Annotated in this window: 19 protein-coding genes and 1 riboswitch; of the genes, 12 read left to right on the top strand and 7 right to left on the bottom strand. The window is 68.0% G+C overall.

Features of this window, described 5'->3' with window-relative positions; translation table 11 throughout:
- Position 1 precedes the first annotated feature (1 nt).
- Together ACFWO8_RS18100 and ACFWO8_RS18095 are read right to left on the bottom strand one after the other, a co-directional pair.
- The gene (locus ACFWO8_RS18100; protein ID WP_378951949.1) at positions 2-637 is read right to left on the bottom strand and encodes a precorrin-8X methylmutase; all 636 of its coding nucleotides are present in this window, start codon (positions 635-637) and stop codon (positions 2-4) included.
- A 43-nt stretch (positions 638-680) separates the two neighbouring features.
- On the bottom strand, positions 681-1,154 hold the full coding sequence (locus ACFWO8_RS18095; RefSeq protein WP_378951946.1) for an Lrp/AsnC family transcriptional regulator: 474 nt from the start codon (positions 1,152-1,154) through the stop codon (positions 681-683).
- A gap of 95 nt (positions 1,155-1,249) precedes the next feature.
- Between ACFWO8_RS18095 and ddaH the strand changes: the two genes are divergently transcribed.
- Complete coding sequence (gene ddaH / locus ACFWO8_RS18090; RefSeq protein WP_378951943.1) at positions 1,250-2,113, top strand: dimethylargininase; 864 nt, start codon at positions 1,250-1,252, stop codon at positions 2,111-2,113.
- Between the two features lie 201 nt (positions 2,114-2,314).
- Here the strand turns inward: ddaH and ACFWO8_RS18085 are convergent, their stop codons facing one another.
- Both ACFWO8_RS18085 and cobG read right to left on the bottom strand, forming a co-directional pair.
- Positions 2,315-3,406: an RNA ligase (ATP) gene (locus ACFWO8_RS18085; RefSeq protein WP_378951940.1), complete on the bottom strand. Its 1,092-nt coding sequence runs from the start codon at positions 3,404-3,406 to the stop codon at positions 2,315-2,317.
- Positions 3,407-3,489: 83 nt separating this feature from the next.
- A complete protein-coding gene (gene cobG, locus ACFWO8_RS18080; protein WP_378951937.1) occupies positions 3,490-4,806 on the bottom strand; it encodes a precorrin-3B synthase in 1,317 nt (438 codons plus the stop codon).
- A gap of 212 nt (positions 4,807-5,018) precedes the next feature.
- On the opposite strand from cobG, the gene ACFWO8_RS18075 reads away from it, so the two are divergent.
- The 5 genes from ACFWO8_RS18075 to ACFWO8_RS18055 all read left to right on the top strand — a co-directional run bounded on the left by ACFWO8_RS18075 (position 5,019) and on the right by ACFWO8_RS18055 (position 12,625).
- Positions 5,019-5,693 carry a hypothetical protein gene (locus ACFWO8_RS18075; protein ID WP_378951934.1) on the top strand — a complete coding sequence of 225 codons (675 nt, stop codon included), beginning with the start codon at positions 5,019-5,021 and terminating at the stop codon, positions 5,691-5,693.
- 33 nt (positions 5,694-5,726) lie between these two features.
- The gene (locus tag ACFWO8_RS18070) at positions 5,727-7,100 is read left to right on the top strand and encodes a MerR family transcriptional regulator (protein WP_378951931.1); all 1,374 of its coding nucleotides are present in this window, start codon (positions 5,727-5,729) and stop codon (positions 7,098-7,100) included.
- Positions 7,097-7,579, top strand: a complete 483-nt coding sequence (locus ACFWO8_RS18065) for a hypothetical protein (protein WP_378951928.1) — start codon at positions 7,097-7,099, stop codon at positions 7,577-7,579. The genes ACFWO8_RS18070 and ACFWO8_RS18065 overlap by 4 nt, the downstream gene beginning before the upstream one ends.
- Positions 7,580-7,830: 251 nt before the next feature.
- Positions 7,831-7,958, top strand: a riboswitch (cobalamin riboswitch).
- Between the two features lie 35 nt (positions 7,959-7,993).
- On the top strand, positions 7,994-11,680 hold the full coding sequence (gene cobN / locus ACFWO8_RS18060) for a cobaltochelatase subunit CobN (RefSeq protein WP_378951924.1): 3,687 nt from the start codon (positions 7,994-7,996) through the stop codon (positions 11,678-11,680).
- A 90-nt stretch (positions 11,681-11,770) separates the two neighbouring features.
- Entirely contained in the window at positions 11,771-12,625 is an 855-nt protein-coding gene (locus ACFWO8_RS18055; RefSeq protein WP_378951921.1) for an acyl-CoA thioesterase domain-containing protein, read from the top strand.
- A gap of 15 nt (positions 12,626-12,640) precedes the next feature.
- Here ACFWO8_RS18055 and ACFWO8_RS18050 read toward each other — a convergent pair whose 3' ends face one another.
- A complete protein-coding gene (locus tag ACFWO8_RS18050; RefSeq protein WP_378951918.1) occupies positions 12,641-13,102 on the bottom strand; it encodes a hypothetical protein in 462 nt (153 codons plus the stop codon).
- A gap of 131 nt (positions 13,103-13,233) precedes the next feature.
- Between ACFWO8_RS18050 and ACFWO8_RS18045 the strand changes: the two genes are divergently transcribed.
- Together ACFWO8_RS18045 and ACFWO8_RS18040 are read left to right on the top strand one after the other, a co-directional pair.
- Entirely contained in the window at positions 13,234-14,076 is an 843-nt protein-coding gene (locus ACFWO8_RS18045) for an NAD-dependent protein deacetylase (RefSeq protein WP_378951915.1), read from the top strand.
- Between the two features lie 237 nt (positions 14,077-14,313).
- Positions 14,314-16,722 carry an MFS transporter gene (locus ACFWO8_RS18040; RefSeq protein WP_378951912.1) on the top strand — a complete coding sequence of 803 codons (2,409 nt, stop codon included), beginning with the start codon at positions 14,314-14,316 and terminating at the stop codon, positions 16,720-16,722.
- A 78-nt stretch (positions 16,723-16,800) separates the two neighbouring features.
- Here the strand turns inward: ACFWO8_RS18040 and ACFWO8_RS18035 are convergent, their stop codons facing one another.
- Positions 16,801-17,064: a helix-turn-helix domain-containing protein gene (locus ACFWO8_RS18035; RefSeq protein ID WP_056809815.1), complete on the bottom strand. Its 264-nt coding sequence runs from the start codon at positions 17,062-17,064 to the stop codon at positions 16,801-16,803.
- Between the two features lie 119 nt (positions 17,065-17,183).
- On the opposite strand from ACFWO8_RS18035, the gene ACFWO8_RS18030 reads away from it, so the two are divergent.
- From ACFWO8_RS18030 to ACFWO8_RS18020, 3 genes are all read left to right on the top strand, one after another.
- Entirely contained in the window at positions 17,184-17,999 is an 816-nt protein-coding gene (locus ACFWO8_RS18030; RefSeq protein ID WP_378951909.1) for a mycofactocin-coupled SDR family oxidoreductase, read from the top strand.
- 60 nt (positions 18,000-18,059) lie between these two features.
- Positions 18,060-18,827, top strand: a complete 768-nt coding sequence (gene map, locus ACFWO8_RS18025) for a type I methionyl aminopeptidase (RefSeq protein ID WP_378951906.1) — start codon at positions 18,060-18,062, stop codon at positions 18,825-18,827.
- A gap of 149 nt (positions 18,828-18,976) precedes the next feature.
- Positions 18,977-19,501 (top strand): hypothetical protein, encoded by a 525-nt coding sequence (locus ACFWO8_RS18020; protein WP_378951903.1) that lies wholly within the window; start codon positions 18,977-18,979, stop codon positions 19,499-19,501.
- Between the two features lie 153 nt (positions 19,502-19,654).
- Here the strand turns inward: ACFWO8_RS18020 and ACFWO8_RS18015 are convergent, their stop codons facing one another.
- The gene (locus ACFWO8_RS18015) at positions 19,655-20,653 is read right to left on the bottom strand and encodes a helix-turn-helix transcriptional regulator (protein WP_378951900.1); all 999 of its coding nucleotides are present in this window, start codon (positions 20,651-20,653) and stop codon (positions 19,655-19,657) included.
- Between the two features lie 63 nt (positions 20,654-20,716).
- Here ACFWO8_RS18015 and ACFWO8_RS18010 point away from each other — a divergent pair, with 63 nt between their 5' ends.
- Positions 20,717-21,874 carry an epoxide hydrolase family protein gene (locus ACFWO8_RS18010; protein WP_378951897.1) on the top strand — a complete coding sequence of 386 codons (1,158 nt, stop codon included), beginning with the start codon at positions 20,717-20,719 and terminating at the stop codon, positions 21,872-21,874.
- Positions 21,875-22,030 lie beyond the last annotated feature (156 nt).

The raw sequence follows: 22,030 nt of genomic DNA, 5'->3' as shown, positions 1-22,030 counted from the left end.
CTCACTCCTGTTCGCTCGCAATCGCATTCAGTGCCGAAGCGGTGATCGCGCTGCCACCCCGCCTGCCGCGGACGGTCAAATACTCGATCCCGTCGAAGTCGATCAGCGCCTGCTTGGATTCGGCGGCCCCGATGAACCCGACCGGGATGCCGATGATCGCGGCGGGTCGCGGCGCACCGGCGTCGAGCATGTCGAGCAGATGGAACAGCGCGGTCGGTGCGTTGCCGATGGCTACCACCGCACCGTCGAGCTGCTCGCGCAGCAGTTCCAGTGCCGCCACCGAGCGTGTGTTGCCCAGTCGCGCGGCGAGTTCGGGCACGCGCGGATCGGTGAGGTTGCACAGCACCGCGTTGTCGGCGGGCAGGCGCTTGCGGGTCACCCCCGAGGCGACCATATTGGCATCGCAGATGATCGGCTTGCCCGCGTGCAGCGCGGCGCGCGCGGCGGCGACCACACCGGCGGAGTAGGCGATATCGGGGGCCAGGTCGACTTGACCGCAGCCGTGGATCATTCGCACCGCCACCCGCTCGACATCGGCGGGGAAACCGGCGAGATCGGCCTCGGCGCGGATCGTCGCGAACGAGCGCCGATAGATCTCGGCCCCGTCGGTGAGGTAGCTGGTACGCACGTCGGACATGCCGACAACCCTAGAACCTGGGTCTGACGTGGTGTCCGGCGGCTCAGGTACGGGGGCGTTCGAGAATGCGTGACATCACCAGCGAGCTGCGGGTGCGCCCGACGCGCGCGTTCTCCCTGATCCGTTCGACCGTCACTTCGATCTCGGCCATATCGGTGGCCATCACGTGCACGAGCGCGTCGGCCTCGCCCGCGATGGTCCACACTCCGACGACCTGCGGGATCGGTTCGAGGGTGCGGCGTAGCTCGGCCGGTGAGATGTTGTCGCGGTAGTAGACCTCGACATACGCCTCGGTCGTCCAGCCGAGCGCGGCCGGGTTGACCTGGGCGGTGAACCCGGTGATCTGCCCGCTCGCGACCATCTTGTCCACCCGCCGCTTCACCGCGGGCGCGGACAATCCGACCACCGAACCGATCTCCTGGAACGAGGCGCGGGCGTGGATGAGCAGCTCCGCGAGAATTCGCCGATCGATATCGTCCACGTCGACCCTTCGCTTCCATTCGCAACGATTCCCCATTCTTACACCGAAATGCGCAACGAATCGGTGTTCCCTGCGCAATGGAGCGGCAATTACGGTCGTGGAAACCGTCCGCGCTGCCGCCAGGAGTCCTGATGACCGCCGCTAGCCCCCTTCGCGTCTCCGCACCGGCACGGACCGCGTCACCGCGCCGCTATGTGCTGTGCCGCCCCGACCATTTCGAGGTCACCTACGCGATCAACCCGTGGATGGATCCGGCCGCCCCCGTCGACCGGGCGCGCGCGCTCGCCCAGTGGGAGATCCTGCGCGCGAGCCTGGAAGCCCACGGGCACACGGTGGAAACGGTGCCGGGCGAGCCCGGTTTGCCGGATATGGTTTTCGCCGCCAACAGCGGCATCGTGATCGGTGGGCACGCACTCTCCGCTAGATTCGCTCACCCTGAACGTGCCGACGAGGGCCCCGCTTTCCATCAGTGGTTCGCCGCCAGGGAACTGCGCGAGCTGGCCGCTGCGGCCGAAATCAACGAGGGGGAGGGCGATTTCGCGTTCGCCGGACAGCGCATTCTGGCCGGTGTCGGATTCCGTTGTTCGTTGTCCGCGCATGCGGAGGTCGAGCGGTATTTCGAGGTGCCGGTGGTGTCGCTCGAGTTGGTCGACCCGCGCTTCTATCACCTCGACACCGCGCTGATGGTCCTCGACGACACCACCATCGCCTACTATCCGGCCGCGTTCAGCCCCGCCGCTCGCGAAGTACTGACCGCGCTCTACCCGGACGCGATCCTCGCCGACGACAACGACGCGCTCTCCTTCGGTTTGAACGGCCTCAGCGACGGCGAACACGTCTTCCTCGATCCCGGCGCCACCGGGCTCATCGCGCAGCTGCGCGAGCGCGGGTTCGTTCCCGTCCCGGTCGACATGTCCGAACTGCGCAAGGGTGGCGGCGGCGTGAAGTGCTGCGTACTCGAGCTGCACAGCCGCCGCGACACGACCGTCGGGTAGCCGAGGACGGCACACCCTGCTCTACGGGTTCGTGCCGCGGATGATGGGGGAGTCGCCGAGCAGCGTCGCGATGCCGCCGCAGCCGAGTGAGAGCGAACCACTGCGCGCTGATCGGGGCCGTCGCGGCGGGGCCTGGGCCGAGTTACGCGTGCCCGCCGGTCTGCGACCGTCGGTGACGGACACGCGTAACTCGGTGGGGCCTCACTCGTATTCGGTGCCGCCGTCGCGCAGCAGGTACGCGGCGGAGACGATCTTGCCGATCGCCCGGCCGCCGAGAATCGGCGACTGCCGTTCGGTGGCAGGCCGCACCACGAGGCCCTCGCGGATATTGGTGCCCGCGCCGCTGACGGTTTCGGCGCCCTCGGCCAATTCCAGCAGCAACTCCGCGTCGTAGGCGCCCTCGAAGAGGACCGGCACGCGCGGCAGGGCGAGGCCGAGGTCGTGGAGCAGGGCGCTGATCTCGTGATGGCCGAGCCAGCGAGCCGGCGCTGTGCCCGCATCCACCGCGATATCGAACAGTCCGAAGCCGAGCGAGGAGTCTTGGGCGGCGGACGCGCCGTAGTGCAGGTCCTGTACGCCCGCGCCGTACACCTCACCGAACAGACCGACGCGGTCCGCGTCGAGCGCGGCGGCAAGCTTGCGAGCGGCCTCATCGAGCCCGTGGGCGCGAACGGCGCGCCAGTACAGGTTGCCATCGGCCTCGGTCAGCGACAGCGACCGGCCACCGACGCCCTTGGACGACACCAGGATTCGGTCACCGTCACGCACGTAGGTGAGCAGGCAGGCGGTGCCGTGGATCTTCTCCGTCGCCACCACCGGCTCCCCGGCCGTGAAGATATCAGGAAACCGTTTGATGTTCTCGACATCGACCCACCGCAGCAGATCCGGCGCCGACTCGACCTGCCCCGACATCGAGACCGGCACCGGCGGAACCCATTTCACGACTCCGAGCGACTCGGCGAAATCGGTCCCCGCTGCGGCGGCCTCGGCGAGATCCACGCCGCCCAGCGCGGTCGGCGTGCACACGATGCCCTGCGATACCTCACCACGCAAACGCACCGCCTTCACCCGATTGCGCTGCGAGCCCGCGAGTTTCCCGGTCAAGCCGAGCTCAGCGATCAGCTCCTCGGGTAGCACCGACTGTTCCGGAATGTAGACCGCGTGATCCCCCGTCGAGAACTGACCCTTCGCGACCACCGCCCGGTACAACCCGACCTGGGCCAACTCGAGCCGATCGGCATTCGGATGCGGAACAACGACGAGCCGCTCGGCCGTCACCTGCAGTGTGGACATGGGAACCCCCTCATAGTGAGAAGGCAAGGGTACGAGATGTTTCCGGCATCGTCGATCGAGTTTCGTTCGGCCGCCGACGCGGATCAGGGAGCGGTCGTCGCCTCGTCGATATCGATGCGATAGCCGTGGTCGGTGGCGACGACATCGGTGACGGGTCCGCGTGGACGGCCGCATCGGCGGTCGCACCCCGACCAGTGCTGGCGACCTGTCACGGTGACGGCGTCGGCCGCAACCAGTTCGTTCCGCACCGGCTGCTCGGAAGCCTCAGGCGCGGTGACGTTCTCGGCGGGCAGCACGTTCCCCGGATCGGTGGGTGCGGTGGTGCTCTCGGCCGACCGCACGGTGACTGCTGAGGCGTCGGCCCGATCGGGAAGGACACGGTCGGATTCGACGGCGGCGGCCAGGTCGGCCCGGACATCGGTGCGTGACTTCGCGCAACCGGGGCGCCCGGCGCAGGCGCTGACCTGCAGCCACGGGGAATTCGCGTCGAAGATCAGGCCCATCGGCGCGAGCACTCGCACCACCGTTTCGGCGGGTCCCTCGTCCAGGTCGGTGATCACCAGGCTGCGCCACGGGGTGACGAAGACGGGTCGTTCGACAGCGGCCAGGAATTCGGCCGTTCTGGCCGACAAGGTGCCGAGCGGTATCCCCGCGCCGAGTGTGACGAGGCCGTTCTCCTGGTCGAGCCATCCGATCGGAACAGCGTGTGTCGCACCGAGTTCGAGAGGTGCACCGACGGGGGAGCGGTCCAATGTCCGCACCACCGATTCGACCCCGCCCGGAATTTCGTGCAGTCGCCACTGTCCGGAATCGCTGGTTCCCCGTAGATCGAGAAAGCCGCGCGCCGCGTCGAGCATCACGTCGATCGCCTCGCCCGCGGTGACCCGAATTCCGGTGTCGGCGCCCGCCAGCAGCAGGGCGAACTCGTCGTCGCCCACCGCGTGAACGCCGATGTCGCCGTGCAGCGTGCTCACATCGCCGCGTCCGTCGTCGAGGGTGAACAGCACTCGTCCCGGCAGCTCCGCCAGCAGCGGATCGCCGCGCAATCCGGCGTCGAGGTCGACCGCGAGCCCGTGTACGTCCGCGAAACCGCCGACGCGCCCGGACAGTGGGGAGGCCACGATATTGCGCACCCGTTCATGGGTCCGGCTCGGCAACAGTCCCGCCGCCCCCAGGCGTTGCGCGAGTTCGGAGGCGTCACGCACCTGCCGCAGCTGAATGTTGCCCCGCGAGGTCAGCTCGAGATTCCCGTTGCCGAGATCGCGTGCCGCATCGGCCAGCGCCTGCAACTGCGCCGATTCCAACCGCCCGCCCGGCACACGAATCCGCGCCAGCGGCCCGTCGGCCGCCTGATGCAACCGCAGAACCCCTGGACAAGAATCGGGCGCACTCCTGGTCATGATGCTCCAGCCTACGACGCGCCGACTGCGCCCCGAACCCCGCCGTGATCGGCCCAGGGCGGTCCCCGCCCACTCCGGCGAGCGGTCGACCAGCTGCGGCCTGCCTTGCCGGCGCGACGGCGCAGACTCGCGTGACGGTGCGGTTCGGGGGTATTCGCCTAGGGTGAGTGGCGGATCCTTCGCCAGCCGAGCACTGACAGGAGAGCCGCCACATGCTGCGTGAATTCGTGGACAAGCGTGTTGTTCCCGCACTCGACCGGGTCGCGCAGGCGCAGGCACCGGTGGTGAATCGTTACGTCGACTGGTTGGGCCACCGACATCCCGAGGATGCGCCGGTGGAGATCGTGCAGCGGCTGTCACGCCAGTACCTGGTGGTCGTCACCGCCAGCGGCGTCACCGTCGGGCTCACCGCCGCGGTCCCCGGGGTGGGCACCCTGCTCGGTCTGGCCGCGACCGGTGTGGACACCCTCGTGTTCCTCGAGGCGTCGTCGGCGCTGTCGGTCGGTGCGGCCGCGGCGTACGGTCTCGATCCCGACGACCCGAGGCTGGCGCAGCTGGTGTCGAAGGTGGTGCTCGGCGAAGGTGGCACGAAGGTGCTCGAGGAGACCGCGGGCCACAAGAAGGGCCAGTGGCTCTCGGTCGTCACCGACCACATTCCCGGCCTGGCGAGCATGCCCGACTCCCCGGCTAAGCGTTTCATCGTCAACTACCTGGTCAAACGCACGCTGCTGCTGTTCGGCACGCTGATCCCCGCGGGTATCGGTGCGGTCATCGGCGGCGTCGGCAACAACGCCCTCGGCCAACTGGTGATCGCGAACGTGTACCGCAATCTCGGCACCGGCTCCCCGGAGATGGTCGCCGCGGGCACCGGCCGGCCGACGACTTGACCTTCGAGTCACTCGAACCCCGATCATGAAACGGTGCCCGACACCGAGCTGATCACCATCGGAGCTTTCGCCCGCACCTGCGGCCTGAGCGCCAGTGCCCTGCGTTTTTACGCGGACGCAGGCATCCTCGTCCCCGCCGTCGTCGACGACATCACCGGCTACCGCTACTACGCCCCCGAACAGACCGACACCGCCCGCCTGATCCGGCACCTGCGCGCCGTCGACATGCCGCTACCGGCTGTCGCCGCCGTCCTCGCCGACCCAGCCGATGCGGCCGACCTGGTAGACGAGCACCTGGCCGCCATGGACCGTCGCTCGGCCGAGATTCGCACCGCCACGATCGCGGCCCGCGCGGCCATGCGAGTTCACCCGGAATCGCCGAACACCCACGACTCGGTAGACCGGGAAGATCCTCAGCACTCGCCGACCCGAGGCGAGGCATCCGACGCCCTATGGATGAGCGGACCCGCGCTCGCGGCCGCGGTCGACCAAGTCGCGACCGCCACTCTCACCGATCCGACCATGCGGGTACTGGACACGATTCTCTTCGAAGTGGACGCGCAGGAGCTGACGCTCACCGCAACCGACCGCTACCGATTGGCGACCCGCACGCTACACACGACAGGCAAGGCCGCACGGTCATGGACAGCCACCATCGACGCCGCCGACCTTCGATCGGCCGTGTCCTGGCTGCGCCGACAGTATTCCGTGGCTATCGTCGCGACCGCATCAGGTATCGAATTCACCACGGCCGCTGAGGATTCCGGCGGCAACCGGCGTACCGCCGCGCGAGGCCGCGGCGAACGGCCCGGCGACAGGGATCTCGACGCACACGCCGACCGCGTCGACGGCGATGTCGGGCACGGAGCGTCGGGCGTTCGGCTCGGCCAGAAAACCGATGCTGCCCGCCGCCACTGCCGCCGTTCGACCGAGGACTTCCCCGACTATCGAGAAATGCTGGCGGCACTGCCACCGGTCAGCACAAGAGTTGTGCTCGCCCGTGCGGATCTGCTCCATTCGCTGGAAAACGCAGGTTCATCCACGGTGGCGCTCCATGTGTACCCACCGAACGCGGTGTCCATCACAGCCGGCGGCACCCCCGCACGGCTCGCCACCACCGCGGAGACGCCGGACAGACCTGCGAACGCCGAGCCTGCCACGCCCGAGGCCGACCACAGCTGCGTCACTCGACGATCTCTCGCCGCCGAGATCACCGGCCCCTCGATGACCATCCACTTCGCCGTCACCACCCTCTACCCCGCCATCGCAGGCGCGGTCGGCGCCGACGTGATGCTCGACCTCATCGCCCCGGACATGCCCGTGCTGGTCCGTTCCGCCGACGACGGCGACCTGTCGACCCTGGTCATGCCGCGCAAACCCGAACCCACCGAGGAGACCTCCCGATGACCACCGCCGACCCGATCATGACCCGAATCACCCAGGGCGTCACCGACTTCCGGACCGGCGACGCCGATGGTGCCCGCACCACCCTGCTCGAGGTCTGGGCCGACATCGGTCCCGCCGGTGACCCGCTGCACCGATGCGCCCTCGCCCACTACCTGGCCGACGTCTACGACGACCCGGCCGAAGCCCTGGTCTGGGACGTCCGCGCCCTCGACGCCGCCGACGCCCTCACCGACACCCGCCTCAACGACTATCACGCGGGCCTCCAGGTCGCCGGCTTCTACCCCTCCCTGCACCTGAACCTCGCCGACAACTTCCGCCGCCTCGGTGCCTTCCCGGCTGCAACCCGCCACCTCGAAGAGGCCCGCGAACGCCTCGATATCCTCCCGGACGACGACTACGGCGCGCTGATCCGACGCATCGTTCCCGAGATCGCCCTGGCGATCGCGTCCAACGACACCACCCGCCGCCCCACCCCTTGACGACGTCGACCACCCACACGCGCCGCAGGTGGTCGGCGAACGCGTACATCTGGTCGGACACCGACTTCGGCGGCGGCTGTTCGGTCGAGTCGATCATGATCGGCAGCGTCGAGGCGGTCGCCCCGATCGCTGAACACCGCCGCGCAGCGCCGCCGCAGATCAAGATCATCAAGCAATGGTGCAGGAGCGCTCTCGGGTGATGCCCGCGCCATTGCCTGCTGATCGATTGTCCAGCGGTGGGGAGCGGGCTGGAAAGTTGCGGGCGAGGCGGGCCCAGTAGCATCGTCTTGCTCGGCGGGCGACGAGGAAACCGGTGGAAATCCGGTGCGGTCGCGCCACTGTGAACAGCCAGACCCTCTCCGGCGAGCACCGCAACTCCCCGATGGGCGCGTAACCCGAGGAAGGTCTCACCCTGTGATCCTGCTGCTGTCCACCTCCGACACCGACCTGCTGAGCGCTCGCGCGAGCGGCGCCGAGTACCGCTGGGGCAACCCCGCCCGGCTGCTGGTGGAGGATCTGCCGGGACTGCTCGACGGCGCCGACCTGGTGATCGTGCGGATCCTCGGCGGCAAGCGCGCGTGGGAAGAGGGCCTCGACGCGATTCGGGCGAGCGGGGTGCCGATGGTGGCGCTGGGCGGCGAGATCGCGCCCGATGCCGAGCTGATGGAATGCTCGACGGTGCCGGTCGGTGTCGCGGCCGATGCGCACAACTATCTCGCCGCGGGCGGGGCCGAGAACCTGCTCCAGTTGCACAATTTCCTGTCCGACACGGTGTTGCTGACCGGACACGGTTTCGAACCGCCCGCGCAACTGCCCACCTGGGGCGAGCTCGACCGGTCCCCGCGAATCCTCGAACCGCACGCCCCGACCGTCGCCGTCGTCTACTACCGCGCCCAGCACCTGGCGGGCAACACCGCCTACGTCGAGGCGCTGTGCAAGGCGATCGAGGCCAAGGGCGCCCGGCCGCTGCCGGTCTACGCCGCCTCGCTGCGCACCGCCGAACCCGAACTCCTCACCCTGCTCGGCCGTGCCGACGCCCTCGTGGTGACCGTCCTCGCGGCGGGTGGCAGCAAGCCCGCGACCGCGTCGGCCGGTGGTGACGACGAAGCCTGGGATGTGGCCGCGCTCGCCGCCCTCGACGTGCCGATCCTGCAGGGCCTGTGCCTGACCAGTGGCCGCGCGCAGTGGGAGGCCAACGACGACGGCCTGTCGCCGCTCGATGTGGCGACGCAGGTCGCGGTGCCCGAATTCGACGGCCGGATCATCACGGTGCCGTTCTCCTTCAAGGAATTCGACGCAGACGGGCTGTCGGCGTATGTCCCCGATCCCGAACGCTGCGCCCGCGTGGCGGGGATCGCCGTGCGCCACGCCCGCTTGCGCCACATCCCGGCCGCCGACAAGCGGATCGCGATCATGCTCTCGGCCTATCCGACCAAGCACGCCCGCATCGGCAATGCCGTCGGCCTCGACACCCCAGCGAGTGCGATCCGTCTGCTCACGGAATTGCGTACCGCCGGTTACGATCTCGGTGATATCGACGAGATCCCCGGCCTGGTGGAACGCGACGGCGACGCGCTGATCCACGCGCTGATCGCCGCGGGCGGTCAGGATCCGGAGTGGTTGAGCGCGGAACAGTTGGAGGGCAACCCGATTCGCATCGGTGCCACCACCTACACCCGCTGGTTCGAATCCCTGCCCGCGGACCTGGGCGAGGCTGTCGTCGAGGCGTGGGGGCCGGCGCCGGGCGAACTCTACGTCGACCGATCGGCCGATCCCAAGGGTGAGATCGTCATCGCCGCACTGCGGTTCGGCAATGTGGTGCTCATGGTGCAGCCGCCTCGCGGGTTCGGCGAGAACCCCGTGGCGATCTACCACGATCCCGATCTGCCGCCCAGCCACCACTATCTCGCCGCCTACCGCTGGCTGTCCGCGCCCGACGGTTTCGGCGCGGACGCGATGGTGCACCTGGGTAAGCACGGCAACCTGGAGTGGCTGCCCGGCAAGACCCTCGGCATGTCCGCCTCCTGCGGCACCGACGCGGCGCTGGGCGACCTGCCGCTGATCTACCCGTTCCTGGTCAACGATCCGGGCGAGGGCACCCAGGCCAAGCGGCGCGCCCACGCCACCCTCGTCGACCACCTGATCCCGCCGATGGCGCGCGCCGAAACCTACGGCGACATCTCTCGTTTGGAGCAGTTGCTCGACGAGCACGCCAATATCTCCGCCCTCGACCCGGCCAAACTGCCCGCCATCCGCCAGCAGATCTGGACCCTGATGCGCGCGGCCAAGATGGACCACGACCTCGGCCTCGCCGAACGTCCCGAGGAAGACGTCTTCGACGACATGCTCCTGCACGTCGACGGCTGGCTGTGCGAGATCAAGGACGTCCAGATCCGCGACGGCCTGCACATCCTCGGGCAGGCGCCCGAGGGTGACATGGAACTCGACCTGGTGCTGGCCATGCTGCGCGCCCGCCAACTGTGGGGCGGCGAACAGAACGTGCCCGGTCTGCGCGAAGCCTTGGGTCTCAGTGAGGCCGGCGACGAATCCCGCGAACGCGTGGACACCGCAGAGGGTCGCGCCCGCGATCTCCTCGCCGCGTTGCAGGCAACGGACTGGTCGGCGGACGCCGTCGACACCGTCGTCGACGACCATGCCGCCGCGATTCTCGCTGGGGGAGTGGGGAATCCGACCACGGCCGACGCGACTGCCGCAGCAGGCTCCGAGCGCACCTTCTCGTCCGACGAGGTCGCGCGCCTGGACGCGGTGACGACCGTCTTGCGGTTCGCCGCGACCGAGGTCGTGCCCCGCCTGCGCGAAACCCGCATCGAGATCGCCCGCGTCCTGCACGCTCTCAACGGCGGTTTCATCCCAGCGGGCCCCAGCGGATCCCCGCTGCGCGGCCTGATCAACGTGCTGCCGACCGGCCGCAACTTCTACTCCGTCGACCCCAAGGCCGTCCCCTCGCGGCTGGCCTGGGAGACCGGTCAGGCGATGGCGGAATCGCTGCTCGCCCGATACCTGGCCGATCACGGCGAGTACCCGAAGTCGGTCGGGCTGTCGGTGTGGGGCACTTCGGCGATGCGCACCTCCGGCGACGACATCGCGGAAGTCTTCGCGCTGCTGGGCGTTCGGCCGGTGTGGGACGAGGCGAGCCGCCGCGTCACCGCGCTCGAGGTGATCTCCCTCGACGAACTCGCCCGCCCGCGCATCGACGTCACCGTCCGCATCTCCGGCTTCTTCCGCGACGCGTTCCCGCACGTGCTCGCCCTGCTCGACGACGCGGTCCGCCTGGTCGCCGACCTCGACGAGCCCGCCGAGTCGAATTACGTTCGCGCGCACGCCCAGTCGGACCTCGCCGAACACGGCGACACCCGTCGCGCCACCACCCGCATCTTCGGCTCCAAGCCGGGTACCTACGGCGCCGGTCTGCTGCAGCTCATCGACTCCAAGAGCTGGCGCACCGACGACGACCTCGCGCAGGTCTACACCACCTGGGGCGGCTACGCCTACGGCCGCGACCTCGACGGCGCCCCCGCCGCCGACGACATGCGCACCGCCTACAAGCGCATCGCGGTCGCCGCCAAGAACACCGACACCCGCGAACACGACATCGCCGACTCCGACGACTACTTCCAGTACCACGGCGGCATGGTCGCGACCGTCCGCGCGCTGACCGGCAAGAACCCCGAGGCCTACATCGGCGACTCCACCCGCCCCGATGCCGTGCGCACCCGCACATTGTCGGAGGAGACCGCTCGCGTCTTCCGCGCCCGCGTGGTGAACCCGCGCTGGCTCGAGGCGATGCGCCGCCACGGGTACAAGGGCGCGTTCGAGATGGCGGCCACCGTCGACTACCTGTTCGGTTATGACGCGACCACCAATGTCGTCGCCGACTGGATGTACGAGAAGCTGTCGGAGAGTTACGTTTTCGACGATGTGAACCGCAAGTTCATGGAGCAGTCGAACCCCTGGGCGCTGCACGGCATCGCCGAACGGCTCCTGGAAGCGGCCGAGCGCAAGCTCTGGGAGCACCCCGAGCAGGAGACGCTGGACAAGCTGCGCCAGGTCTACCTGGAAACCGAGGGTGAGCTGGAGTGACTCGACTTGCCGCAAAACTGCAACACGTTCTAGTGTGAGGAATGGTGTGTTGGCGCGATCCCGCCCAGCACACGCAGCGAAAGGGTCACGATGAGTATCTCCCTGGGTTACTTCACGCATGCGGACGGCGTCTTCGCGCCGATGCGGTACTCGCTGAGCCTGTGGTCGCCCAGCACACTGTCCGGTCCGCCGGTGTGCGGGTTGATGGCGCGCGAAGTGGAAGCGGGCTATTGCGCAGACGGGTTCAGCCCGGCGCGATTGACCGTCGACCTGCACCGTCCGGTACCCGCCGTGCCGCTGACGGTCGCCAGCGAACTGGTGCGTGACGGCAAACGGGTCCGTTCGGTGGCGATCGTCGTGCGCGCCGACGGCGAGATCGTCGCCCGTGGCAGCGCGCTCCTGCTCAAACGTTCGACCCAACCGCCGGGCGATGTCTGGCGCCCCGATCGGGATCGGCCGCTGCCCCCGCCCACTGTGCTGGCCACCATCGACGAGGCGATGCACCTGTTCGGCAGTGACGGGCAGGGCTGGTCGGCGAATATGACCGAACACCAGAACGACACTCGCAAACGTAAGTGGATGCGCAATATCCCGGTCGTCGTGGGGGAGCGGTCGTCCCCGTTCTGCTACGCCGCGATGACCGGCGAGCAGACCAGTCTGGTCACCAACTGGGGCACCGAGGGCATCGGTTTCATCAATACCGATGTGTCGATCACGTTCTCGCGCATGCCCGTCGGCCACGACATGGGTATCGAGGCGGAGAGTCACCTCAGCGACGACGGGATCGCGGCCGGTGCCGCGGTGCTCTACGACGAGCAGGGCGCGTTCGGTATCTGCACGACCACCGCGCTGGCCAACGAACGCAGACAGATCCGCGGCGCCGTCATCGACGAGCTGTCGGAGTCGTTCGCGGCGGACGCGCTCAGGCAGCCGCAAGTCCGGTGAATGCCCTGTTCCTGGTCACCTCGGCGCGGAAATCAATGTCACGATGAGTTCGTCGGCGATCGACTCCGCCTTCACCATGCCCGTGCCCAGGTACAGGGTCGCCGCGCGAGGGCGGCCGTCGGCCAGTGGCACCACCGAGACCGCGTCGACGCGGCGGCCCGCGAGCTCGTCGTAGGGTGCCTCGTCGGTGACGTCGAACGCGGTGTATTTGCCGGAGTTGGCGACGTACTCGATGTTCACGGGGTCGACCAGTGGCTCGAACGGGTCCCGCCACGGCGCCCCGCCGATGCGCAGTTCCGCACCGTCGACACCGGCGTCGAGGAGCAGGGTCGAACCGTTGTGGAAGGTGAATTCGATCGGGCCCTCGGTGCGGTCGATCTCGTCGCCCAGGACATAGAACATCCGGCGGACGGCGATGATGGTCCCGTCGACCGCGGCATTGAGCGCGGTGCGGCCGTGCTCGTCGGTGTCGGACATAGGTTTCCTCTGCAGCGGTCGATGCCGGGCGGATGAAACATCATGTCGCCGCGCGCCCACCGCGCGCAACTCGGCCCCGGCGTGTTCGTCCCGCGCACAACGCGGCGCCGCCCCACTCGTAAAGTGGATCCATGGTGGATATCGACACCACCGACGCGGTGGAACGCGCGGCGGAGCTGCTGAGCGGGCGCCGCACCGTGGTGATCTCCGGTGCGGGGCTGAGCACCGACAGCGGTATTCCCGACTACCGCGGGCCCCAGTCGCCGCCACGTAACCCGATGACCTATCAGCAGTTCGTCGGCGACCCGGTGTTCCGGCAACGGTATTGGGCACGCAACCACATCGGCTGGCGGCGCATGGACGCCGCCCGGCCCAACCCCGGTCATCGCGCCGTCGCGCGGCTGGAGCGGGCAGGCGTGGTGTCGGGAGTGATCACCCAGAACGTGGACCTGCTGCACATGAAGGCGGGGGCGCGCCGGGTGATCGATCTGCACGGAACTTACGCGCGAGTGCGCTGTCTGAACTGCGCGAAGCTGATCTCGCGGATGACGCTCGCGCAACACCTCGAAGCCGCCAATCCCGGTTTCGCGGAAAATGTTTCGGCGCGGGCTTCGGGTATCGAAGTGGCACCCGACGCGGACGCCGTGGTGACCGATACCGACCGATTCCGGATGGTCGACTGCATGGCGTGCGGTGGAATGCTCAAACCCGACATCGTGTATTTCGGTGAGAATGTGCCCCCCGACCGGGTGGAAGCCGCTTTCGGCATGGTCGAACAAGCACAGGCGATACTGGTGGCCGGTTCCTCGCTGACGGTGATGTCGGGCCTGCGCTTCGTGCGCAGAGCAGCGAAAAACGGTGTGCCAGTGGTGATCGTGAATCGCGGACGCACCCGCGGCGACGAACTCGCCACCCTCCGAATCGACGCGGGTTGCTCGGAAACATTGGGCGCGCTGGCCGAACTCGGCTGCTGAATTCACGCCCGCCGAACTGACAGTCCCGAGCGCCGGAACCTATCGTTTCCCAGTGAAATGATCGATAACTTGATCCCTCGATGACGGCGACGGATCCGGCGTGGGTAAGCTCTGCGCACCAGTGCATGAAGAGTTCCACCCGCGGCGCAAAGTTTTCCTCGCAGCGGGGTTGTCGGCCCTCGTGTGGGCCGAATGATCGACCCCCACTTGCCAGCCGATCAGAACCAGGGCTTCTCCATGACCGATACCGTCGTTGCCGAATCACGCCTCACGCACCGCCAGACACTCACGATTCTGTCCGGCCTGCTACTAGGGGTGTTCCTCGCCGCGCTCGACCAGAACATCGTCAGCGTCGCGATCGTGCGAATCGCGAACAGTCTCGACGGGTTCGACGAACAGGCATGGGCGACAACGGCATACCTGATCACCGCCACCGTCACCACGCCGCTCTACGGCAAACTGGCCGACATCTACGGGCGTAAGCCGTTCTATCTGCTGGCGATAGCCCTGTTCGTCATCGGCTCGGCGGCCTGCTGCTTCGCGACCACCATGTACCAGCTGGCCGGCTGCCGCGCCTTCCAGGGTCTGGGCGCGGGTGGGTTGATGTCGCTGGCGTTCACCATCGTCGGTGACATCGTGCCCCCGCGCGAACGGGTCCGCTACCAGGGGTATTTCCTCATGGTGTTCGGCATCGCGACGGTGCTCGGTCCGATGGTCGGCGGTTTCCTGTCCGATTACGAGAGCCTCGGTGGCATCGAGGGCTGGCGCTGGGTGTTCCTGGTGAACGTGCCGGTCGGAATTCTGGCGTTCCTCGTGGTCGCGAAGGTGCTGAACGTGGCGCACACGCGCCGCCGCAGCCGGATCGACTGGTTGGGCGCGATCACGCTCATCGTGGGTGTGGTGCCGCTGCTGATCGTGGCCGAGCAGGGGCGCGTCTGGGGTTGGACCGAGCCGAAATCGCTACTCTGCTACGGCATCTGCGCGGGCGGTCTGCTGCTGTTCGTCCTGGTCGAATTCCTGATGAAGGACTCGGCGCTGATCCCGCTGCGGCTGTTCCGCAGTTCCACGTTCAGCGTCGCGATCCTCGGTGGGTTCCTCGTGGGCGTCGCGATGTTCGGCGCGATCACGATGGTGCCCCAGTACCTCCAGGTCGTGCGTGGTTTCTCGCCGACCGAGGCGGGGCTGCTGATGATGCCGCTGGTACTCGGGATCATGGTGGGCGCGCAGATATCCGGGCTGATCACCAAAGCCACCGGACGCTACAAAGTGCTGCCGGTGCTCGGTGCGCTGATCCTGGCGATCGGGTGCGCCCTGTTCGCCCGGATCACCTACAACGGTCCGCTGTGGCAGCCACTCGCCTACAGCGCGATCATGGGTTTCGGACTCGGCTGCTGCATGCAGACGCTGATCATCGCCGCGCAGAACGCGGTGGGGCGCACCGAAATGGGCGTGTCGACCGCGGCGGCGACGTTCTTCCGTCAGCTCGGCGGGACACTCGGTGTCGCGGTGTTCCTCACGGTGCTGTTCGACCGGCTGCCCGGTTCGATCCTGGAATCTTTCGGTGGGAGCCTGCCGCCCGGTTTCGACGGGGCGCGGCTCGAGGGCCTGCTGAGCAATACCAGTGGCATCGCCACACTGCCCGACGAGTTGCGGATCCCGATCCTCGAGGGATTCACCGACTCGATGCACAGCGTGTTCCTCCTCGCCGCCGATCTCGCCATCGTGGCCTGCCTGGTGCTGGTGTTCATGAAAGAGATTCCGCTGCAGGAGGATCCGGCGCCCGAGGAGCAAGCCGATGCCACCGCGCTGCGCGATGTGAGCCTGCACGACGCGCACGAGATGGCGGGGAAATTGCACCCCGTCGCGACCGGTCGGGTGATCGCGGGACTGCTGCGCCGCGACGACGCCCGCCCGGTGCCCGCCGCCACGCTCACCCTGATCGACCAGCACGGGCATCAGGTGGCCCGCGGCAACGGCGACGCCGACGGCGCGTACGTGATCGAGGCGCCGCGACCGGGCAACTATGTGCTCATCGCCGCCGCGGCCGGTCATCAGCCCGAGGCGGTGAGCGTGTCGATCGGGGAGCGCGCCCAGCACGTCGACCTGATGCTGACCGGCGCGGGCGAACTCACCGGGATCGTGCGGTCGGCGCGCCGCGGCGAACCGCTCTGGGGTGCCACGGTCACCCTGACCGATCCCGAGGGCGAGGTGGTCGGCGCGGCGATCACCGGCGAGGACGGCACGTACGTGTGCCGCGACGTCGTCAGCGGCACGTACACCCTGGTCGCGGTGGCCGACCACATGCGTCCGTCGGCGGTCGCGCTGACCGTGCCGGAGACGGGCTCGCTGCATCGCGATATCGCCCTCGAACCGATGGCCATTCTCCTCGGTTCGGCCTGGGTGGACGGTGACCGTCCCGTCCCCGATGTGCAGATCACCCTCCTGGATTCGGGTGGCGATCCGGCGGCGACGGCCCGGACCGACGAGAAGGGGCAGTACCTGGTCCCGGATCTGCCGGAAGGGGAGTACACGGTGGTCGCGCGCGGCTATCCACCTGTCGCGAGTCAGGTATCGGTAACGCGTGGCGAGATCACGCACGACGTGACGCTGGGGTACGAGAACGAGGAGTCGATGAACCGCCGGTAGCCGGGTCGAGGTCGACGCGCGCCCGCGGAACTCGTCGGCGCGCTGATGAACAGATCGCGCTGGTGGCCGTGCGGCCGATCAGGCGGACTCGGCGACCTGCTCGTCTCGGTAGGACTCGGCCAGTTCGGCCAGGGGGATCGAGAGGGCCTCGGCGAGGCCGACGACGGTGCCGAATGCGGGTGAGGGCAGTCGGCCCGACTCGATCTTGCGCAGCGTCTCCGGGGAAATGCCTGCTCGCAGGGCCACCTCGGCGAGGTCGCGATCGCCGCGCGCCGTACGAAGCCGGCGGCCCAGTCGGCGGCCTGCTTCGACCTGCGCGGGGCTGAGCGGGAGACGGACCATGCGACCGATGGTATGTCCTCGCGAACGCGTTGGCCAAGTTGAGTAGTTATCTCCGTTTCCGCCTCGCGCGGTCGATGGCGGTGGTAGGTGTCAGGGGAGGACATCGAGGTTCGAAAGGTATGGGCATGACACGACGGTTCGAGGGCAAGGTCGCTTTCATCACGGGAGCGGCGCGCGGGCAGGGCAGGGCGGAGGCGGTGCGTTTCGCCGAGGAAGGTGCCGACGTGATCGCGATCGACATCTGCGCCGAGTTCGCCAGCACGTCGTACGAGGGTGCCACGGAGGCGGACCTGGCCGAGACCGTGAAGCTGGTCGAAGCGGCAGGCGGCAAGATCGTCGCCAGCAAGGTCGACGTTCGCGATTTCGACGCGCTCTCGGCGGCGCTGACAGCGGGCATCGAGCAGCTGGGCAGGCTCGATGTGGTCGTGGCCAACGCGGGAATCTGTTCTGCGGCGATGTCGTGGGAGATCACCGCCGAGCAGTGGCAGGAGACGATCGACGTCAACCTCACCGGCGTCTTTCATACGGCGAAAGCCGCTGTGCCACACCTGATCGCGCAGAACGAAGGCGGCGCGATGGTGTTCACCAGTTCGGTGGGCGGACTCAAGGGCATCCCGTTCACCGGTCACTACGTCGCGACCAAACACGCGATCACGGGGCTGGCCAAGACGATGGCCAACGAGCTCGGCGGGTACGCGATCCGGGTGAACACGGTGCACCCGGCGGGCGTGGAGAGCGGTATGCAGATCCACGAGATGGGACCGCTGTTCGAGAAGTACGGGAGCACCCTGGCGCCCATTTTCATGAACGCGCTGCCCAGTCACATCTGCCAGCCGGAGGAGATCGCGGCGACCGTCGCGTGGCTGTGCTCGGACGAGGCGGGCAAGATCACCGGCGCGCAGATCCCCGTGGATATGGGCAACCTGAACCGCTGAAATTGGTATTTTTATACCGGCACGGCTAGTGTCGGTATGAAAATACCAAGTGGAGGCGTGATGGTGGAGTTGAAATCACCCGCGGAGATCGAGCGCATGCGGGTGACCGGCCGGTTCGTCGCCGACGTGCTGGCCGGGGTGCGCGACCGCGCGGCGGTCGGGGTGAACCTGCTCGAGCTGGAAGCGTATGTGCGGGAACGGATTCGCGAGCGCGGGGCGGTGTCGTGCTATTGGGACTACTCGCCGTCGTTCGGGCGCGGGCCGTTCCGCAATACGGTGTGTCTGGCGGTGAACGATGCTGTGCTGCACGGGCTTCCGCACGACTATGTGCTGTGTGACGGGGACCTGCTGACGGCGGATCTGGCCGTGTCGATCGACGGCTGGGTCGCCGACTCGGCGATCTCGTTCATCGTCGGTACCCCGGCGCCCGCGGATGAGCGACTCGTGCGGGCCACCGAGGAGGCCTTGGCTGCCGGAATCGCGGCCGCGCAACCGGACAACCGCATCGGTGACATCTCCGCCGCGATCGCGAATGTCGCCCGCGGGTACGGCTATCCGGTCAACACCGAGTTCGGTGGGCACGGACTGGGGCGGACGATGCACGAGGATCCGCACATCGCCAACGATGGCAGGGCCGGCCGCGGGTTCCGGCTGCGGCCCGGTCTCACGGTGGCGATCGAGCCGTGGTTCGCGGCGAGCACCGCGAAGGTCTACACCGACGCCGACGGGTGGACCATCCGCTCCGCCGACGGCTCCCGCTGCGCGCACAGTGAGCACACGATCGCCGTCACCGCCGACGGTCCGCGGGTTCTCACTTCACAAGACTGACCGGTCGGCTCCGTGCGTGCGAATTCTGTGTTGCCGCAAGCCGATTCGGATTCCGCCGATCCGGTGTGATGCAGCATAGCCATAGCGCATCATGGGAGGTACAGGCTGATCTCGGGGTAGGTCGGGTCAGCAAGTCGGAGGGAAATCCCATGATGTTCAAGCAGTTGCTGGCTGCGTGCGTGCTCACTGTCGCGGCGACCGGCATCGCCGCCGCCACCGCCAATGGCGCCCCACTCGCCGGACCGTCGGTCGGGGGCGTCGACGGGGCCGTTGCCTATACGGCCGCGGTCGCGCACGACGGTTCGCAGGCGTCCGTCGAACTCACGGCGGGCACCTTCGAGCTCACGCCCGAAGCAGGCGTCGCCGTCCTGGCACCCAACGGCCAGCGCGTCGGCTTCATCCCGACGACCGTGCACACGGTTGCCGGTCCTGCCATCACCGTGGTCCCGCAGCTCGACGCCGCGGCCACCACCCTCACTCTCACCCCCGTCGGCGCGCCGATCGCGAACCCCGCGGCATTGCAGAACATCGATCAGACCGGCAATATCGTCGCCGGCATCGCCATCGGCTGTGTCATCGGTGCCCTCATCGGCCTGATCTTCCTGCTCGTCAGCGCCATCCCCGGTTGCATCATCGGGGCGGTGATCGGCGGCATCATCGGCTCGAACCAGTAGATCGATCCGTTGTGGTGGGCGCTGAAAAGGCGCCCATCACAACGGTATTGCCCCCTCGCGGTCCCTCGCCCTCGAGTTCCCATATCAGGTCTCGGCGCGGCACCACTCTGATCAGCGCGGGCGGTCCGATCGCCGCGATCGGGCCTGTCGGCGTCACGCGTCGGTCGTGGTGTTGGTTCGGGTAGCGCCCGCGACGGCACGCAGGTAGCGGTTGGCCAGTGCGTGAATCAGCTCGACCAACTCCGGTGGATCACCGACAGCGAATTCGATGCCGTGCATGCCCAGCTGTCCGATGTTGAGCGCCAGCGCTTCTGGGGTGTCCGCGCCGGTGCGCAGCACACAGGTCGTGTCGTCGATCGCTTCGATGGTGCCCGCGGCCGGGGGGATGCGGGCGCTGAGGAAATCGGCGGGTGCGTGCACGGTCACCGATGCCCGCAAGCGCCACGCCGCCGCGGATACGCCGCGGGTCACCCGATCGGTCATGTCGTGCGGCAGTTCACGGGGAGCGAATCGCGGCCCGGTCGGGGTTTTCGGCGTGATGCGGTCCACCCGGAAGGTGCGCCAGTCGTCCCGGTCGATATCGAACGCGACCAGATACCAGCGTCGCCCCCAGTTGACCAGCCGGTAGGGCTCGACCACCCGCCTACTGTCGCCACCGTTGTGGTCGCGGTAGTCGAATCGGAGCCGCTCGTGATCACGGCACGCGGCCGCGATCACACTCAACGTCTCGGCGTCGACACGCGGACCTGTGCCGTCCCCCGGCACTACGACGGTATATGCCTGCAACGCGTTGACCCTGCGCCGCAACCGATTCGGCAGCACCTGCTCGAGTTTGGTGAGGGCCCGCAGTGCGGTCTCCTCGACTCCGGCGATGCCGCCCCCGGCGGCGGTGCGCAGGCCGACGGTCACCGCGACGGCCTCCTCGTCGTCGAGTAGCAGCGGCGGCAGGCTGGCGCCCGCGCCGAGTCGGTAGCCGCCCGCCGTTCCCCTGGTCGCGTGCACCGGGTAACCGAGGTGGCGCAGCCGTTCGATGTCGTTGCGCACCGTCCGGGTGCTGACCTGCAGCCGATCGGCCAGGGTTGCACCGTTCCAGTCGCCCGGGATCTGCAAGAGCGACAGCAGCCGCAGCAGTCGCGCCGAGGTCTCCAACATTTCTTCAGTCTGCCATGTCATTGAGGAACAAAGTGTTCCTAAATACCTCCTAGGTTTCTGGACATGACATTGACGACCACCTCGATCACGCCCTTCCGCATCGATATCCCGCAGGCGGACCTCGACGATCTCCAGGATCGGCTGGCGCGGACGCGCTGGGCAGGCGAACTGGCTCTCGAGACCGAGGGGCAGGTCCAGACCGGGCCGGTGCCGCCGGGGTGGGAGTACGGAGTCCCGCTCGACTATGTGCAGCGGCTGACCGCCTACTGGCGCGATGAATACGACTGGCGCGCATGGGAAGCCAAGCTCAATGCCTATCCGCAGTTCACCACTGAGATCGACGGCCAGCTCATCCATTTCCTGCACGTGCGCTCGCCGGAGGTCGATGCCACCCCGCTGATCCTCACTCACGGGTGGCCGAGCTCGGTGTTCGAGTACCTCGATCTGATCGGTCCGCTCACCGATCCCCGTGCCAACGGCGGGAACCCAGCGCAGGCATTCCACCTGGTGATCCCTTCGCTGCCCGGTTTCGGCTTCTCCGGAGCCACTCGGGAGCAGGGCTGGAACCGCTACCGCACCGCCGCGGCCTGGGCAGAGCTGATGAGCCGTCTGGGCTACGACCGCTACGGCGCCCACGGCAACGACGTCGGTTCGCACGTCTCGCCCGAAGTGGGTCGAATCGACCCCGACCATGTGATCGGGGTACATGTGACCCAACTGTTCTCCTTCCCTTCCGGCGACCCCGCGGAGCTGGCCGACCTGACCGAGGAGGACCAGCGATACGTGCAGCATCTGAAGTACTTCAACGACAACATGTCCGGATATGCCAGGCTGCAGGAGACCGCGCCCCAGAACCTCGCGCACGCGCTGGCGGATTCACCCACCGGGCAACTCGCCTGGACCGCGCAACTGCTGGCCGCGCTCGACGATGATCATGTTCTGACCAACGCGACGCTGTACTGGCTGACCAACACCGCGGCTTCGGCAGCGCGGTTCTACTACGAGGACCACCACGCCCAGCACCCGACCGAACCGACCACCGCTCCCACGGGACTGGCCAGCTTCGCCTACGACTTCACCCCGCTGCGCCGGTTCGCCGAACGCGATCACCGCAATATCGTGTCCTGGAACGAGTTCGACCGGGGCAGTCACTGGGCGACCCAGGACGCACCCGAGTTGTTGATCGCCGACATTCGCCAATTCTTCGGTGCGCTGAAGTAGGCAGCGCCGAAGCACTGTCTCCGAGTGGGGGGGGGGGGGGGGCCCCCCCCCCCCCCGGGGGCAAAGAGTGTAATGGAAATTGAGAAGGGAAAACAGCGCGGGGCGCCCGGACGCCCCCCCCCAACAGCCACGTGTATTGGGGAGGGGCCCGGAGTG

Origin of the sequence: Nocardia sp. NPDC058480, from assembly GCF_042720495.1 — a bacterium.
In the GTDB taxonomy this organism is placed as follows: domain Bacteria; phylum Actinomycetota; class Actinomycetes; order Mycobacteriales; family Mycobacteriaceae; genus Nocardia.
This window is presented reverse-complemented; position numbering and strand designations above follow the sequence as displayed.

What these genes read in the sequence shown, in the direction of transcription:
- ACFWO8_RS18100 (WP_378951949.1), bottom strand. Translation starts at nt 637, where the DNA reads ATGTCCGACGTGCGTACCAGCTACCTCACCGACGGGGCCGAGATCTAT.
- ACFWO8_RS18095 (WP_378951946.1), bottom strand. Translation starts at nt 1,154, where the DNA reads ATGGGGAATCGTTGCGAATGGAAGCGAAGGGTCGACGTGGACGATATC.
- ddaH (WP_378951943.1), top strand. Translation starts at nt 1,250, where the DNA reads ATGACCGCCGCTAGCCCCCTTCGCGTCTCCGCACCGGCACGGACCGCG.
- ACFWO8_RS18085 (WP_378951940.1), bottom strand. Translation starts at nt 3,406, where the DNA reads ATGTCCACACTGCAGGTGACGGCCGAGCGGCTCGTCGTTGTTCCGCAT.
- cobG (WP_378951937.1), bottom strand. Translation starts at nt 4,806, where the DNA reads ATGACCAGGAGTGCGCCCGATTCTTGTCCAGGGGTTCTGCGGTTGCAT.
- ACFWO8_RS18075 (WP_378951934.1), top strand. Translation starts at nt 5,019, where the DNA reads ATGCTGCGTGAATTCGTGGACAAGCGTGTTGTTCCCGCACTCGACCGG.
- ACFWO8_RS18065 (WP_378951928.1), top strand. Translation starts at nt 7,097, where the DNA reads ATGACCACCGCCGACCCGATCATGACCCGAATCACCCAGGGCGTCACC.
- ACFWO8_RS18055 (WP_378951921.1), top strand. Translation starts at nt 11,771, where the DNA reads ATGAGTATCTCCCTGGGTTACTTCACGCATGCGGACGGCGTCTTCGCG.
- ACFWO8_RS18050 (WP_378951918.1), bottom strand. Translation starts at nt 13,102, where the DNA reads ATGTCCGACACCGACGAGCACGGCCGCACCGCGCTCAATGCCGCGGTC.
- ACFWO8_RS18045 (WP_378951915.1), top strand. Translation starts at nt 13,234, where the DNA reads ATGGTGGATATCGACACCACCGACGCGGTGGAACGCGCGGCGGAGCTG.
- ACFWO8_RS18040 (WP_378951912.1), top strand. Translation starts at nt 14,314, where the DNA reads ATGACCGATACCGTCGTTGCCGAATCACGCCTCACGCACCGCCAGACA.
- ACFWO8_RS18035 (WP_056809815.1), bottom strand. Translation starts at nt 17,064, where the DNA reads ATGGTCCGTCTCCCGCTCAGCCCCGCGCAGGTCGAAGCAGGCCGCCGA.
- ACFWO8_RS18030 (WP_378951909.1), top strand. Translation starts at nt 17,184, where the DNA reads ATGGGCATGACACGACGGTTCGAGGGCAAGGTCGCTTTCATCACGGGA.
- map (WP_378951906.1), top strand. Translation starts at nt 18,060, where the DNA reads ATGGTGGAGTTGAAATCACCCGCGGAGATCGAGCGCATGCGGGTGACC.
- ACFWO8_RS18020 (WP_378951903.1), top strand. Translation starts at nt 18,977, where the DNA reads ATGATGTTCAAGCAGTTGCTGGCTGCGTGCGTGCTCACTGTCGCGGCG.
- ACFWO8_RS18015 (WP_378951900.1), bottom strand. Translation starts at nt 20,653, where the DNA reads ATGTTGGAGACCTCGGCGCGACTGCTGCGGCTGCTGTCGCTCTTGCAG.
- ACFWO8_RS18010 (WP_378951897.1), top strand. Translation starts at nt 20,717, where the DNA reads ATGACATTGACGACCACCTCGATCACGCCCTTCCGCATCGATATCCCG.